General features: G+C 74.6%; 13 protein-coding genes. 9 read left to right on the top strand and 4 right to left on the bottom strand.

All coding sequences use genetic code 11. The features are described from left to right. Positions 1 to 5 precede the first annotated feature (5 nt). The 3 genes from ACFYNO_RS18210 to ACFYNO_RS18200 all read left to right on the top strand — a co-directional run bounded on the left by ACFYNO_RS18210 (position 6) and on the right by ACFYNO_RS18200 (position 3,895). The gene (locus tag ACFYNO_RS18210; protein ID WP_388012628.1) at positions 6 to 1,085 is read left to right on the top strand and encodes a glycosyltransferase family 2 protein; all 1,080 of its coding nucleotides are present in this window, start codon (positions 6 to 8) and stop codon (positions 1,083 to 1,085) included. A gap of 68 nt (positions 1,086 to 1,153) precedes the next feature. Beyond that, a complete protein-coding gene (locus tag ACFYNO_RS18205) occupies positions 1,154 to 1,921 on the top strand; it encodes an SDR family NAD(P)-dependent oxidoreductase (protein WP_388012625.1) in 768 nt (255 codons plus the stop codon). Positions 1,922 to 1,999: 78 nt separating this feature from the next. After that, positions 2,000 to 3,895 (top strand): ABC transporter ATP-binding protein, encoded by a 1,896-nt coding sequence (locus tag ACFYNO_RS18200; RefSeq protein WP_388013312.1) that lies wholly within the window; start codon positions 2,000 to 2,002, stop codon positions 3,893 to 3,895. On the opposite strand, the gene ACFYNO_RS18195 is transcribed toward ACFYNO_RS18200, so the two are convergent. Beyond that, a complete protein-coding gene (locus ACFYNO_RS18195; RefSeq protein ID WP_388012622.1) occupies positions 3,868 to 4,536 on the bottom strand; it encodes a lysophospholipid acyltransferase family protein in 669 nt (222 codons plus the stop codon). The two genes, ACFYNO_RS18200 and ACFYNO_RS18195, sit on opposite strands and share 28 nt — an antisense overlap. 155 nt (positions 4,537 to 4,691) lie before the next feature. Continuing rightward, entirely contained in the window at positions 4,692 to 5,714 is a 1,023-nt protein-coding gene (locus tag ACFYNO_RS18190; protein ID WP_388012619.1) for a glycosyltransferase family 2 protein, read from the bottom strand. 719 nt (positions 5,715 to 6,433) lie between these two features. On the opposite strand from ACFYNO_RS18190, the gene ACFYNO_RS18185 reads away from it, so the two are divergent. From ACFYNO_RS18185 to ACFYNO_RS18175, 3 genes are all read left to right on the top strand, one after another. Next, complete coding sequence (locus tag ACFYNO_RS18185; RefSeq protein WP_388012616.1) at positions 6,434 to 6,703, top strand: hypothetical protein; 270 nt, start codon at positions 6,434 to 6,436, stop codon at positions 6,701 to 6,703. A 107-nt stretch (positions 6,704 to 6,810) separates the two neighbouring features. Next, on the top strand, positions 6,811 to 7,233 hold the full coding sequence (locus ACFYNO_RS18180) for a secondary thiamine-phosphate synthase enzyme YjbQ (RefSeq protein WP_388012613.1): 423 nt from the start codon (positions 6,811 to 6,813) through the stop codon (positions 7,231 to 7,233). Between the two features lie 5 nt (positions 7,234 to 7,238). Further along, entirely contained in the window at positions 7,239 to 7,442 is a 204-nt protein-coding gene (locus tag ACFYNO_RS18175; protein WP_388012610.1) for a hypothetical protein, read from the top strand. 6 nt (positions 7,443 to 7,448) lie between these two features. Here ACFYNO_RS18175 and ACFYNO_RS18170 read toward each other — a convergent pair whose 3' ends face one another. Both ACFYNO_RS18170 and ACFYNO_RS18165 read right to left on the bottom strand, forming a co-directional pair. Continuing rightward, complete coding sequence (locus ACFYNO_RS18170; RefSeq protein ID WP_388012607.1) at positions 7,449 to 10,436, bottom strand: AAA family ATPase; 2,988 nt, start codon at positions 10,434 to 10,436, stop codon at positions 7,449 to 7,451. Between the two features lie 106 nt (positions 10,437 to 10,542). Next, a complete protein-coding gene (locus ACFYNO_RS18165) occupies positions 10,543 to 11,712 on the bottom strand; it encodes an exonuclease SbcCD subunit D (RefSeq protein ID WP_388012604.1) in 1,170 nt (389 codons plus the stop codon). A gap of 231 nt (positions 11,713 to 11,943) precedes the next feature. Between ACFYNO_RS18165 and ACFYNO_RS18160 the strand changes: the two genes are divergently transcribed. From ACFYNO_RS18160 to ACFYNO_RS18150, 3 genes are all read left to right on the top strand, one after another. Next, on the top strand, positions 11,944 to 12,549 hold the full coding sequence (locus tag ACFYNO_RS18160) for a hypothetical protein (protein WP_388012601.1): 606 nt from the start codon (positions 11,944 to 11,946) through the stop codon (positions 12,547 to 12,549). Positions 12,550 to 12,610: 61 nt separating this feature from the next. Then, complete coding sequence (locus ACFYNO_RS18155) at positions 12,611 to 12,973, top strand: glyoxalase (protein WP_388012598.1); 363 nt, start codon at positions 12,611 to 12,613, stop codon at positions 12,971 to 12,973. 165 nt (positions 12,974 to 13,138) lie between these two features. Next, positions 13,139 to 13,936, top strand: coding sequence for an SGNH/GDSL hydrolase family protein (locus tag ACFYNO_RS18150; RefSeq protein WP_388012595.1), 798 nt, complete (start codon positions 13,139 to 13,141; stop codon positions 13,934 to 13,936). Positions 13,937 to 14,092: the final 156 nt, after the last annotated feature.

Here is a 14,092-nt window from a genome sequence, read left to right as displayed (position 1 = left end):
CGCCGATGGCCCCCCGCCTCTCCGTCGTCGTCCCGGTCTACAACGTCGAGCGCTACCTGGAGGAGTGCCTCGACTCGATCGCCGCGCAGACCTTCGAGGACTTCGAGTGCGTGATGGTGGACGACGGCTCCACCGACTCCAGCGCCGCACTGGCCGAGGCCTACGCGGCCAGGGACCGCCGGTTCCGGCTGGTCCGGCAGCAGAACCAGGGCCTGGGGGCGGCCCGCAACACCGGCTGGCGCAACCTCGCCGACGGCACCGGGTTCCTGACCTTCGTGGACAGCGACGACACCGTGCCGCCGCACGCCTACCAGCTGATGACCGAGACGCTGGAGCGGACCGGCTCCGACTTCTGCACCGGCAACGTGCTGCGGTTCCGCTCGATCGGCTACTACCAGTCCGGCGCGCACCTCAAGCCGTTCCGCGAGACCCGGCTGGAGACCCACGTCACCGAGCTGCCCGCGCTGGTCACCGACCGCACCGCCTGGAACAAGGTCTACCGCCGCAGCTTCTTCGACGGCGCCGGCCTGCTCTACCCGGAGGGCATCCTCTACGAGGACGCGCCGGTCAGCGTGCCGCACCACTACCTGGCCGCCAAGGTCGACGTGCTGGGCGACCACATCTACCACTGGCGCGAGCGCGAGGTCGGCGAGGTCTCGATCACCCAGGGGCACACCAACCCCAGGGGCCTGGTGGACCGGGTCCGCTCGATGGAGCTGGTCCGGGAGTGGCTGCTCGCCCAGGAGGACCCGAAGTTCCGGGGCTACCTGGACTCCTACGACCACAACTGCCTGGTCGAGGAGATCCCGATGTTCTTCTGGTGGCTGCCCGAGGGCGACAAGGCCTACCGGCAGCTCTACCAGGAGCACGTCAGCCGGCTGCTGCGGGAGATCGGGGTGGAGCGGATCGCGGGGCTGAGCAGCGGCCCGGCCAAGCTCAAGTACCAGCTCACGCTGTCGGACCGGATGGACGAGCTGGTCGCCCTGCAGCGGGTGCACCGGCTCTACCGGCGGGCCCGCAAGGCGGCCGCCCGGCAGTCCGGCCCGCGCCCGGTGCCGGTTCCGCCGCCGTACCAGCCGTCCTGACGGACCGTCCGGCGGGGGGCGTCCGGCGGCCCTCCTGACGGGGCGTCGGCTCCGGTAGGTTCGGGGGCATGACAACTGCCCTCATCACCGGCGCCACCGCCGGCCTCGGAGCCGCCTTCGCCCGCCGCCTGGCCCGGGACGGCCACGACCTGGTGCTGGTCGCCCGGGACGCCGCCCGGCTGGAGCGCACCGCCGGGGAGCTGCGCGAGCGGTACGGCGCGGCCGTCGAGGTGCTGCCCGCCGACCTGGCCGCCGAGACTGGCATCGGCGCGGTCGAGGAGCGGCTGCGGGACGGCGCCCGGCCGGTCGGCATCCTGGTCAACAACGCCGGCTTCGGCAATCGCGGCGCCTACCTGGAGGTGCCGCTCGAGGCCGAGCTGGACATGCTCAAGGTGCACGTCGAGGCGGTGCTGCGGCTGACCGGCGCCGCCGTGCCCGGGATGCGCGAGCGCGGCTTCGGCGGCGTGGTGAACGTCGCCTCGGTGGCCGCCTTCCTGCCGCGCGGCACCTACGGGGCGAGCAAGGCCTGGGTGGTCAGCTTCACCCAGGGCGTGGCCCGCGACCTGGCCGGCAGCGGGGTGCGGCTGATGGCGCTCTGCCCGGGCTTCGTGCACACCGAGTTCCACCAGCGGGCCGGCATGGGTACCGGCAACATCCCGGGGTGGGCCTGGCTGGACGCGGACCGGGTGGTGGACGAGGCGGTGCGCGACCTGGCCCGCGGACGCAGCCTCTCGGTGCCCAGCCGGCGCTACCGGCTGGTGGTGGCGCTGGCCCGGCTGCTGCCCCCGGGGCGGCTCGGCAAGGTCTCCAGCAAGGCGGGCCGGGAGTACAAGTAGCTCCCGGTGCGCGCCGGTCGGGAACAAACGGGGTGGCTAGCTCATTATTAGCATCGCTAACAATGAGCTATGCTCGCCATGCTGGGGCCGCGCCACGCGCCCCCGCACCCGTTCCCGCCTGGAGGTGTCGTGAGGCCCGACCACATCGACTGGACGCCGCCCGCGCGCGAGCCCGGCGAGCCCAGGCCCCCGTCCCAGATCCCGCGCATCCTGCGCCTGTTCAAGCCCTACCGCGGCCGGCTGGCCGTGGTCGGCCTGCTGGTGGCCGCCTCCGCGGTGGTCTCCGTGGTCACCCCGTTCCTGCTGCGCGCCGTGCTGGACACCGCGATTCCGCAGGGCCGCACCGGCCTGCTCAGCCTGCTGGTGCTCGGCATGATCGGCGCCGCCGTGGTGAACAGCGTCTTCAACGTACTGCAGACGCTGATCTCCACCACCGTCGGCCAGCGGGTGATGCACGACCTGCGCACCGCCGTCTACGCCCACCTGCAGCGGATGTCGCTGGCCTTCTTCACCCGGACCCGCACCGGCGAGGTGCAGTCCAGGATCGCCAACGACATCGGCGGCATGCAGTCCACCGTGACCTCCACCGCCACCTCGCTGGTCTCCAACCTGACCGCCGTGGTCGCCACCGTGGTCGCCATGGCGGCGCTGGACTGGCGGCTCACCGTGGTCTCGCTGCTGCTGCTCCCGCTCTTCGTCTGGATCAGCCGCCGGGTCGGCCGGGAGCGCAAGAAGATCACCGGCGAGCGGCAGCGGCAGCTGGCCGTGATGTCCTCGGCGGTGCAGGAGTCGCTCTCGGTCAGCGGCATCCTGCTCGGCCGCACCATGGGCCGCTCCGGCTCGCTCTCCCGGGAGTTCACCGAGCAGTCCGACCAGCTCGCCGAGCTGGAGGTGCGCTCCAGCATGGCCGGGCGCTGGCGGATGAACGTGATCGGCATCGTGATGTCCGCGATGCCCGCGCTGATCTACTGGGCCGCCGGGCTGACCGCCGACCACGGCGCGCCGCTGGTCTCGATCGGCACCCTGGTCGCCTTCGTCTCGCTGCAGCAGCAGCTCTTCCGCCCGGCCGTCTCGCTGCTCTCCACCGGCGTGGACGTGCAGACCTCGATGGCGCTGTTCCAGCGGATCTTCGAGTACCTGGACCTGCCGGTGGAGATCGACGAGCCCGCCGAGCCGGTCGCCCTGGACCGGGTGCGCGGGGAGGTGCGGTTCGAGCGGGTGGACTTCGGCTACGACCCCGAGCGGCCCGCCGGCACCCTGGCCGGGATCGACCTAACGGTGCCGGCCGGCGGCTCGCTGGCCCTGGTCGGCGAGACCGGCTCCGGCAAGACCTCGCTCAGCTACCTGGTGCCCCGGCTCTACGACGTGACCGGCGGCCGGGTCACCCTGGACGGGGTGGACGTGCGCGAGCTCTCCTTCGCCACGCTGGCCGCCGCCGTCGGCGTGGTCTCCCAGGAGACCTACCTGTTCCACGCCTCGGTGGCCGAGAACCTGCGGTTCGCCAAGCCGGACGCGACCGATGAGGAACTGGTCGCCGCCGCCCGCGCGGCCCAGATCCACGACCACATCGCCGGCCTGCCGGACGGCTACGACACCATGGTCGGCGAGCGCGGCTACCGGTTCTCCGGCGGCGAGAAGCAGCGGCTGGCGATCGCCCGGACCATCCTGCGCAACCCGCCGGTGCTGATCCTGGACGAGGCCACCAGCGCGCTGGACAACCAGACCGAGCGGGCCGTGCAGCAGGCGATCGACGCGCTGGCGGTCGGCCGGACCACGATCACCATCGCGCACCGGCTCTCCACCGTGCGGCAGGCCGACCAGATCGCCGTGCTGGACCACGGCCGGGTGGCCGAACTGGGCACCCACCGGGAGCTGGTGGAGCTCGGCGGCCGCTACGCGGCGCTGCTGCGCCGGGAGGGCACGGCCGCCGGGGCCCCGATGGCCGCTCAGGCCGCCTTGGGCGCCTCGTTGTAGACCTCGGCCAGCTCCTGGCCGGAGAGCGCGTGGATGGCCGCCATCACCTCGTCGGTGACCTGGCGGCGGACCCGGGCGTTGCGGGCCTGGCCGTGCAGGTGCGAGAAGTCCAGCGGCTCGCCGAACCGCACGGTGACCTTGCGCAGCCGGGGGCGGCGGGAGCCGACCGGCAGGATCTCGGCGGTGCCGGAGAGCGCGACCGGGACCACCGGCACGCCGGCGGTCAGCGCCAGCCAGGCGACGCCGGTCTTGCCGCGGTAGAGCCGGTTGTCCAGCGAGCGGGTGCCCTCGGGGTAGATGCCGAAGGCCTTGCCGTCGTTCAGCACCTCCAGCGCCGAGTCCAGCGCCGCCTGGGCCAGGTGGATCTCGCCGCGGCGCACCGGCACCGCCTCGATGGCGTCGAAGAAGCCGCGCAGCACCCGGCCCTTGAAGCCCTTCATCTGCCAGTACTCGACTTTGGCCAGGAAGCTGATCGGCCGCGGCGCGGTCAGCGGGATCACCACGCTGTCGATGAACGAGAAGTGGTTGCTGGCCAGGATCACCCCGCCCTTGCGCGGCACGTTCTCCAGGCCCTCGATGGCAGGCCGGTAGACCGCCCTGGAGAGCGGCTTGAGCACGAGCTTGGTGATGAGCTTGATCATCCTGTCCCTCCCCGGGGCCGGTCCGGTCCGGGCCGCGGCCCGCACCGGCGTTACCGGCCGGTCACTTCGTCGAAGCCACTTTCATATCATCCGCACCCGGCGCCGGGGCACCGGCGGACCGAGGGGTGGACGGCGGCCGGCGGCCGCGGTGCCGCTCAGCGGCCGCGCAGCAGCTTCCCGGCCCGGCGCAGTTCGTCGTACCCGCGCCGGCTGCCGCGGGCCGCGAGCCGGTACTGCACGCCCGCCACCCCGCCCGGGAACCGGTACTCGGCCGGGCGGTGGGCGGCGAAGTGGGCGGTGATCCGGCCGAAGAAGTCGCGGCGCAGCTCCTCGGGCACCAGGCCGGGGGAGTCGTAGACCGTCAGCGCCTGCTTGACGGTCCGTTCGAAGGCCAGGGTGCGCAGGTCGGCCAGCTCCGGCCGGCGGTCCAGGAAGCCGAAGATCGCGTCGTACTGGGCGAAGGCGTCGGCGTGCTTGGCCGAGGCGGTGGCGGTGATCGCGCCGGTGCGGTTGCGCCGGTAGTTGTAGCAGGCGGTGTCCAGGTAGCGCAGCCGCCCGGCGGCCATCAGGGCCGGGTAGGTGACCGAGATGTCCTCGTAGTAGCCGCGGCCGAAGGCGACCTCCAGACCGGCCAGGTAGGCGCGGCGGAAGACCTTGTTCCAGACCGAGAGCACCGTGCGCAGCAGCGCGGGGTGGGCCCGCAGGGTGCTGCCGGTGGCGGACTCCAGCGGGGAGCCGGCCAGCAGGTGGCGCCAGGGGTTGGGCTCGGTGCTGCCGTCCGGGTAGACGTGGTTGAAACCGGTGACCAGCACGTCCAGCGGCACCGAGGCGGCCTGCTCGGTGCGCAGCTCGGCCAGCACGGCGGCCAGCGCGCCCTCGGGCAGCCAGTCGTCGCTGTCCACGAACCAGACGAACTCGCCGGTCAGCTGCGGCAGCGCGGCGGTCCGGGCGCCGCCCAGGCCCTGGTTCTCGGTGAGGTGGAGCACCCGCAGCCGGGGGTCGCGGGCCGCGTACTCGTCCAGGATCGCGCCGCAGCCGTCGGGGGAGAGGTCGTCGACGGCGACCACCTCGATCTCGCCCGGCCGGGCGGCGCCGGCGGCCAGCACGGAGTCCAGGCAGCGGGGGAGGAACTCCTCGACGCCGTGGACGGGGATGACGATGCTGAGGAGGGCTGGCACGGTCTTCCTGTTCTCCGCGGGCTCGGGCGGGGCCCACTCTAGTGCGCCTGCCGGAGCGCTCGCGGCGGCCTCGAACCCGCGGGGCCGCAAGCGCCGGAAACGGCGACCGCCGGTGCCGCGCCCGGGGGGCGGTCGGCACCGGCAGTCGGTTGTGGCAGCTCGGCCGACCCTCAACGGCCTGCCGCCGATCCTCCACCGCCTGAAGCCTGGCCGCCGCAGCGTCGAGGCGGCCGGACAGTTGGTTCCAGGAAGTGGTGGAAGCAATCACATCATCTATGTCATCACGCTATGTGTTCACATATCGAACGCTGTCGAACAAGGAAGCGGGCTCGTGGCCAGCGTTCTCGCGATGCTTTCGCGTTGGATCAGATACTGCTTGGATGTAACGCCTGAGTCAATCCCCTGTTTGCGTTCAGTTTCTGAATGGTGGGCTCCAGGTGTCGCCGCACCTGTGGCGGGGGATGCAACGAGGGGCGCACGGGGCGCGGATAAGGGGGGAGGGGACGACCCGAGGGGACCGCCCCTGGCTGACAGTCCGTCAGCAAGGCCCGAGTCCGCGCATCGATGCGCAGTCGTGACGTAGTCGGGGGGACCTGATGCCTCGTGAGTTGTCATCACACGATACGGTGGCAGAACACCAGGACGGTTGCGTGAGGACCGTCTCGCACGGATAGTCTTCGCCTCACGGCCCTGGCGCCTCGTAGGGGTGGGAATCAGTCATGGAACACATGCAAGTGCGGCCCAGGCCGCGCGTGCCGGCCATTCAGTGCAGCACGGGAGCGACCGGCCGGCGGATCGACCGCCACCTCTCGGTGCTCGGCGCGCCCGCACTCTCCTCGGTGGACACCGCGGAGGCGCTCGGCTTGATAAGGGAGCTGACGCCCCGCGGCGTGAGCACCCCGGCCACGCCGCGCCGCAGCACCACGCGGATCCGGCTGCTCGCACCGCTCCGCCGGCTCAAGCGCAGCCTGTTCGGCAGCCGCGGCTGACCGCCGCCCGCCCGACCCGGTGGTGCGATCCGCCCATCGGGTCATCGGCGTGTCCGAGGACCGGTCGGTGGTTGTCCCCGGACCCCGCGGCGGCGCAGGATGGCAGCATGGCCGACACCTTCCAGAGCAGGCTGCTCGAGATCACCACCGGCGACCGCGAAGTCGCGCTGGACATCACCGACCGCTGCGCCGACTTCCTCGACGAGGTCGCCACCGGGCGGGACGGCCTGCTCAACGTCTTCGTGCCGCACGCCACCGCCGGCGTGGCCGTGCTGGAGACCGGCGCGGGCAGCGACGACGACCTGCTCGCCCTGCTCCGCGACCTGCTCCCGGCCGACGACCGCTGGCGCCACCGCCACGGCAGCCCCGGCCACGGCCGCGACCACGTGGTGCCCGGCCTGGTCGCCCCGCACGCCACCCTCCCGGTGATCTCCGGCCGGATGGCGCTGGGCACCTGGCAGTCCGTCGTCCTGGTCGACACCAACGGCGACAACCCCCGCCGCACCCTGCGCCTCTCCTTCCTGGGCTGACCGCGATGACCGAGTCCAAGCCCTACTGCGAACTCCCCGCCGCCGACCAGGCCGTGCGCGCCCTCACCCCGCTGCCCGCCGACACCCCGCGCGCCGCCTGCGTCCGCTGCGGCGAGCCCACCGAGTACCCCGCCGACACCGCGGTGACGGCGCCGCTCTGCCCGGCCTGCGCCTGGCTGGAGGCGCAGCGGGGGGCCTGCTCGGGCTGACCGGGCTCAGCCCGCCTCGGGGGTGGTGGGCCGCAGCGTGGAGCCGCGCCGGGTCTTGTGGACCAGGAGCTGGGACGGGATCCGCTGGCGCAGGTCCGGGACGTGGCTGACGATCCCGACGGCCCGGTCGCGCTCGCGCAGCCCGTCGAGGACGTCCATGACCTCCTCCAGGGACTGCTCGTCCAGGGTGCCGAAGCCCTCGTCGATGAAGAGGGTGTCCAGCGGCATGCCGCCGGCCTCGTCGGTGACCACGTCGGCCAGGCCGAGGGCCAGGGCCAGCGAGGCGAAGAAGCTCTCGCCGCCGGAGAGGGTGGCGGTGTCGCGCTCGGTGCCCGTCCAGGAGTCGACCACCAGGAGCGAGAGACCGGAGCGGCGGCCGCCCGGGCCGCGCTCGTCGCTGTGCACCAGGGTGTAGCGGCCGCCGGACATCCGGAGCAGCCGGGCGCTGGCGGCGGTGGCGACCTGCTCCAGGCGGGCCGCCAGGACGTAGGACTCCAGACGCATCTTCAGGCGGTTCTCGCCGCTGGTGCCGCCGGTCAGCTGGGCCAGCCGGCTGATCTCGCCGAACTCCGCCAGCCGGGGCGCCGCCTCCCGGGCCAGGGCGGCCAGCTGCCCGCCCAGCGCGCGCAGGGCGGCGACCCGTTCGCGGGCGGCGTGCTCGGCCGCGGCGGCGGTGCGCAGCGCGTCGGTGGCGGCGGCGAGGGCGCTCTGGGCGGCGGTCGGGTCGGCGGGCGGGGCGGCGGCCGCCGCGGCCAGGTCCGGGCGGGCCAGGGTCTCCTGGACGGCTCGGCGTTCGGCCGCGCGCTGCTCCAGGCGGCCGCGCAGGGTGTCCAGGTCGGCCGGCGGCATGGCGGCCGCGGCGGCCTGCTCCGGGGAGGCGAAGCCGGCGGCCGCGACGGTGCGGTCCAACTCCCCGGCCGCCTCGGCCAGGTGGGCCGCGGCCTGCTCGGTGGCCCGGGCCGCCTGGGCGGCGGCCGCCAGGGCCTCCGCCAGCCGGGCCAGCGAGGCCGTGCGGGCGGCCACTGACGGGGCGTCACCGCGGGCCTCGGTGATCCGCGCGGCCAGGCCCGCGCGCTCGGCGGCCAGCGCCTCCAGGGTGGCGGTGCGGGTGGCCACCCGCTCGCGGGCCTCGCGCAACTGCTCGGTGCGCTCCCGCCGGCGGTGCTCGGCCTGCTCGCTCTGCTGGAGCAGCAGGGTGAGCTGCTCGCCGGCCCGCAGGGCGTCGCGGTGCTCCTCGGCCAGCTCGGCCAGCTGCCCGGCGAGCCGCGGCAGCGGGTCCTCGCCGGCCGTGGCGGTGGCGGCCGCCTCCCGCAGGCGCAGCGCGGTGAGCGCCTGCTCGGCGCGGGCGTGCGCCTGCTCGGCGGACTGCTGGGCGGCGGCCGCCGCCTCCTCGTCGGCCGCGCCGACCGGGGTGGCGGGGGCGGTCGCCGGGGCCGGGTGCTCGGGGGAGCCGCAGACCGGGCAGGGCGCCCCCGGGGTGAGCCGGGCGGCCAGCTCGGCGGCCATGCCGTCCAGCCGGCGGGCCCGCAGCTCCAGGGTGTGCTCGCGGGCGTCCAGGGCGGCCTGGTGGAGGCCGCGCAGGGCGAGGTCGTCCCCGGCGATCCGGGTGCGCAGCTCGTCGCGGAGCCGGCCGGCCTGGTGCTGCTGCTCGGCCTCGGCGCGGCGGGCGGCCAGCTGGTCGGCCCGCAGGGCGGCGGTGCGCAGCCGCTCCTCGCGCTCGCGGCGCTCGGCCTCGCCCGCCTGCTGTTCGGCGAGCCAGCGGTCGGCCTCGTCGGCACTCTCCTCGGCCCGGCGGCGCTCGGCGGACTCGCGCTGCTCCTCGGCGGCGAGCTCCGCGGCCCGGCGCTCGTCGGCGGCGGCCGCGTCGAGCCGCCCGAGGGCGGCGCGCACCTCGGCCTCGGCGGCGAGCAGGTCGGTGGCGGGGGAGGCGGCGTGCGCGGTGGCGGCGAGCCGGTCGCGGGCGGCGGCCTCGGCGGCGCGGGCCGCCTGGTGGGCCGCGGCCGCCTGGGCGTGGGTGCGGAAGGCGGAGGCGACGGTGAGCGAGGCCTGGCCCAGCGCCAGGCGGTCGCGCTCGGAGGCCTCGAAGGCCTCGTCGGCCGAGAAGCGGTCGGCCCGGGCGGTGGCGGCGGCGTGCTCGGACTGACGGCGGGCCAGCTCCTGGGCCGCCGTCAGCCGGGCCTGCGCCGCCTCGTGGCGCTGCTCGGCGGCGGCCAGTGCGGCGGCGCGCACCGTGTGGGCCTCCGCCGCGTCGGCGCGCAGCACGGCGGCCCAGCCCAGCGCCTCGCCGTCCTCGGCGTCGGCAGGCCAGGCGGCGCCGGCCGCCTGCCCGGTGCGGCTGACCAGCTCGCGCAGGCGCTGCTGGTCGGCCTGGACGGCGGCCTCCTGCTCCCGGCGGCGCTCGCCCAGCCAGCCCTCCAGCAGCCGGAACCGCTCGGTGTCGAAGAGCTTGCCGAGCAGGTCCGCGCGCTGGCCGGCGTCGGCGCGCAGGAAGCGGGCGAAGTCGCCCTGCGGGAGCAGCACCACCTGGCAGAACTGCTCCCGGCTCATGCCGATCAGCCGCAGCAGCTCCTCGCCGGTCTCCTGGTGGGACTTGCTGGTGCCCTGCCAGCCGGGGGTGCCGTCGCCGCTGTCGGCGACCCACTCGCGCAGCAGCGTCTGGGGTTTCTCCAGGGTGAAGCCGGCGCCGCGCTTCTTGGGCCGGGGCTGCTCGGGGAGCCGGGTGATCTCCAGCCGGCGGCCGCCGAGGGTGAGCTCCAGGCGGACCTCGGTGAGCACGGCCGGGTCGGCGTGGTCGCTGCGCATCCGGTTGGCCCGCCGGGTGCCGGGCAGCTCGCCGTAGAGGGCGTAGCAGACGGCGTCGAGCAGGCTGCTCTTGCCCGCGCCGGTGGCCCCGCGGAGCAGGAAGAGGCCGCCGGCCGAGAGCGCGTCGAAGTCCACCTGCTCGCGCCCGGCGAACGGGCCGAAGGCGGTGACGGTGAGCTGGTGCAGCCTCATCGGGGCAGCTCCGGGGAGAGGAGAGGGGGGACGGCGCGGGGGCTTCCGGGGGCGGGCGCGCGGCCGTGCCCCGGGGCCGGCGGGCCGGCCGCCGGGTGGCGGGGGCTCATCGGGGCAGCTCCGCGCGGTCCTGCTGGTCGGTGCGGACGCGCTCCAGGCCCTCGCGCAGCCAGTCGCGCTCGCGGCCGGCCAGGCCGGTGCCCGGGCGGACGTGGCGGACGAAGCTCTCGGCGACGGTCAGGTCGTCCTGGCCGTGCACCCGGGAGGCGTAGGAGGCGTGGCCGTCCTCCGGCTGCTCGTCGGGCTCGAAGAGCAGCTGCAGGGTGTGCGGGAACCGCCGGCGCAGCCGCTCCATCGGGTCGGCCGGGCGGACGGCGTCGGTGAGGGTGGCCTGCACCCAGGCGTCCTCGTGCTCCGCGTACCGCTCGGAGGCCAGCAGCTCCTCCAGCGTCCCGCGCAGGCAGGCCAGCGGCCGGGGCACCGGGCAGTCGATCCGCTCCGCCGCCACCGAGCCGTCGGCCGCCAGGTCCACCAGCCACATGGTCTTGCGCTGGCGGGCCTCCGAGAAGGAGTACGCCAGCGGGGATCCGCTGTAGCGCAGGTGCGGTGCCAGGGTCTGCGCGCCGTGCAGGTGGCCCAGCGCCACGTAGTCCAGCCCGTCGAAGAGTTCGGCCGGCACGCTCGCCACCCCGCCCACCGCGATGTCCCGCTCGCTGTCGCTGACCGCGCCGCCGGTGACGAAGGCGTGCGCCAGCACCACCGAGCGGGTGCCCGGCGCCCGGCCGGCCAGGTCGGCCCGGACCTGCTCCAGCGCGGCGCCCAGCACCGCCGCGTGCCCGCCGCGGTCCAGCCCGAAGCGCTCGCGGACCAGCAGCGGCTCCAGGTAGGGCAGTCCGTAGACCGCGACCTCGCCGTGCTCGTCGGCCAGCAGCACCGGCGCCGCGACCGAGCCGGGGTCGGTGCGCAGGTGGATGCCGGCCCGCCCGATCAGCCCGGCGCCGACCCCGAGCCGGCGCGCCGAGTCGTGGTTGCCGCTGATGAAGACCGTGGGCACGGCCAGGTCGGCGAGCCGGTGCAGCGCCTCGTCGAAGAGCGCGACCGCCTCCAGGCCGGGCAGCGCCCGGTCGTACACGTCGCCGGCGACCAGCACCGCGTCCACCCGCTCGGTCTCGACCACCTTGACCAGGTGGTCCAGGAAGGTCCGCTGCGCCTCGTGCAGGCTCTCCCGGTGGAAGCTTCGTCCCAGATGCCAGTCGGAGGTGTGCAGCAGTCGCATGCACCCGACCCTAGCGGGCGGCGCGGACAGACCCGGCCCAGGACGATTCCGGGCTTGTGCCCCATGCGGGCGTGAGGACTGTTCATCGACCGCCTGTTCGGGGAAGATCAACAGGTCGGACCCTGCGCGTCGGCCCCGAACGGCCCGCGCGCCGGCCGACCGGACGGAACCGCCGACCGACCTGCCAGAGAACCGCCGGAGCGACCGGACCGAGACCGGAGAGGGGCCCCCGTGCAGCGGATCGAGTACAGCGCCGAGGTCGCCGAACTGCTCGGCCGGATCCGGCGCCGCCCCGCCGCCGGGTGGCCCTGGCGGCCGGCCGAGGAGGTGCCCGCCTGGCTGCCGGTGAAGCAGTCCTGGGGCTGGCTGTTCGCCCCGGACGGCCGGGTGCTGACCCTGGTCAACCCCAAGGACGGCGTGGTCAGCCTGCCGGGGGGCTCACTGGAGGCGGAGGACGGCGGGGACCCGGGCGCGGCGCTGGCCCGGGAGGCGGGCGAGGAGGCGCAGGCCGTGATCGGCCCGGCGCACTACCTGGGCTACCTCTACGACCGGGTCGGCTCGGCCAACAACGGCAACGAGTGCGCCCGGGTCCGGATGGCGGCCGCGCTGCGCCGGGTCGGCCCGAGCCGGCCCGACCCGGCCTCCGGGCGGCACTACCGGCGGCTGCTGGTGGCGCCCGGCCTGGCCGTGGAGCTGCTGGGCTGGGGCGGCCAGGGGCTGCGGCAGGCCCGGGCCGCGGTGCGGGTGGCGGTGGCCGAGCTGGGGGTGCCCGCGGCGGCCAACGAGGTGATCGAGGAGCTGCCGGCGGCCGGCTGCGAGGTCTTCCCCGATCTCTGACCCGACCCCGTCCGGGTCGGTTAGGGTCGGCACGACGGGCGCTCGTGAGAGGGGAAGCCGGATGTCCGGGTCGAGCAGGGGCCTGTTCCACCACGTCGAGCTCTGGGTGGCGGACCTGGGGCTCGCCGAACAGCAGTGGTCCCCGGTGCTGCAGGCGCTGGGCTGCTCGCTCTTCCAGGACTGGGCGTGCGGCCGGAGCTGGCGGCTGGGGGAGAGCTACCTCGTGATGGAGCAGTCGCCGGCGCTGCGCCCCGGCGGACACGACCGGATGCGCGCGGGGCTCAACCACCTCGCCGTGCACGGCTCGCGCGCGGCCGTGAGCGCCGCGCTGGCGGCCGGCTGGACGCTGCGGGTGGACACCGGGGCGACCGTACACCTGGTGGACGGTCAGGGATTTGAGCTCGAACTCGTTTGTGACGATTAGTTGTCGAACCGCCGCTGAAGCGACGCGATTTCGACGTTCGGGCCAACTTCGGGACCTGCCACGAGAATTCGCGTCAACAACTTTGGCATGGGCACTTCCCGTCCGCCTGGGGCACTGGTACCACTGAGTAACCCCCGTCACTCTCCCGTGTCCCATGGAGGCGCAATGCGTCCTGTCCGTGTGCTGTCCGGTGCCCTGATGGCCGCCGCCATCGCCGCTTCGACCCTGGTACTGGCCGCCCCCGCCAACGCGGCCGGCGTAAACTACGTCGCCCTCGGCGACTCGTACTCCGCCGGGGTCGGCGCAGGCAACTACGACAGCAACAGCGGCAGTTGCAAGCGGAGCTACAGCTCCTACCCCGCGCTTTGGCAGCAGCAGCACGCGCCGTCCAGCTTCAACTTCGTGGCCTGTTCCGGCGCGAAGACCGGTGACGTGCTCAACGGCCAGCTGTCGGCGCTGAACTCGGGCACCAGCCTGGTCAGCATCACCATCGGCGGCAACGACGCCGGGTTCAGCAACACCATGCAGACCTGCGTGCTGAGCGGCACCGACTCCTGCCTGAGCGCGGTCTCCACCGCCGAGAGCTACGCCAACAACACCCTGCCCGGCCAGCTGAGCCAGCTGTTCTCGGCGATCCACAGCAAGGCCCCGTCGGCCCACGTCGTGGTGCTCGGCTACCCGCACCTCTACCAGGTGCCGGGCAGCTGCTGGTTCGGCATCAGCGACACCTCCCGCACCGCGATCAACGGCGCGGCGGACCAGCTGGACACGGTGATCAACAAGGCGGCGGCCAACGCCGGCTTCACCTACGCGGACGTGCGCAGCGCCTTCTCCGGCCACGAGATCTGCGGCGATCTGGACCAGTGGCTGAACAGCACCACGCTGCCGATCGACGAGAGCTACCACCCGAACTCCTCGGGCCAGGCCGGCGGCTTCCTGCCGGTCTTCGCGGCTCACGTCTGACGGTCGGTCAGTACAGTGTGACGGCAACGGCCGTGGGGGGGGCCCCCGCCCCCCCCCCGCCCCCCCCCCGCGCCCCCCCCGCCCCCCCCCGCCCCCCGGGGCGGTGTCGGGGGCGTCGGCCGGCGGGGCGGCCGGGGGGGGGGTGTGGGTGCCCCA

The sequence above is a fragment of the Kitasatospora sp. NPDC006697 genome (assembly GCF_042869935.1).
Classification (GTDB): Bacteria; Actinomycetota; Actinomycetes; order Streptomycetales; family Streptomycetaceae; genus Kitasatospora.
Note: the sequence above shows the minus strand (reverse complement) of the source record. Positions and strands in the feature narration are given on the sequence as shown.

Coding starts and splice junctions, on each gene's coding strand:
- ACFYNO_RS18205 (WP_388012625.1), top strand. CDS start 1,154: ATGACAACTGCCCTCATCACCGGCGCCACCGCCGGCCTCGGAGCCGCC.
- ACFYNO_RS18185 (WP_388012616.1), top strand. CDS start 6,434: ATGGAACACATGCAAGTGCGGCCCAGGCCGCGCGTGCCGGCCATTCAG.
- ACFYNO_RS18175 (WP_388012610.1), top strand. CDS start 7,239: ATGACCGAGTCCAAGCCCTACTGCGAACTCCCCGCCGCCGACCAGGCC.
- ACFYNO_RS18170 (WP_388012607.1), bottom strand. CDS start 10,436: ATGAGGCTGCACCAGCTCACCGTCACCGCCTTCGGCCCGTTCGCCGGG.
- ACFYNO_RS18165 (WP_388012604.1), bottom strand. CDS start 11,712: ATGCGACTGCTGCACACCTCCGACTGGCATCTGGGACGAAGCTTCCAC.
- ACFYNO_RS18180 (WP_388012613.1), top strand. CDS start 6,811: ATGGCCGACACCTTCCAGAGCAGGCTGCTCGAGATCACCACCGGCGAC.
- ACFYNO_RS18150 (WP_388012595.1), top strand. CDS start 13,139: ATGCGTCCTGTCCGTGTGCTGTCCGGTGCCCTGATGGCCGCCGCCATC.
- ACFYNO_RS18210 (WP_388012628.1), top strand. CDS start 6: ATGGCCCCCCGCCTCTCCGTCGTCGTCCCGGTCTACAACGTCGAGCGC.
- ACFYNO_RS18155 (WP_388012598.1), top strand. CDS start 12,611: ATGTCCGGGTCGAGCAGGGGCCTGTTCCACCACGTCGAGCTCTGGGTG.
- ACFYNO_RS18195 (WP_388012622.1), bottom strand. CDS start 4,536: ATGATCAAGCTCATCACCAAGCTCGTGCTCAAGCCGCTCTCCAGGGCG.
- ACFYNO_RS18200 (WP_388013312.1), top strand. CDS start 2,000: ATGCTGGGGCCGCGCCACGCGCCCCCGCACCCGTTCCCGCCTGGAGGT.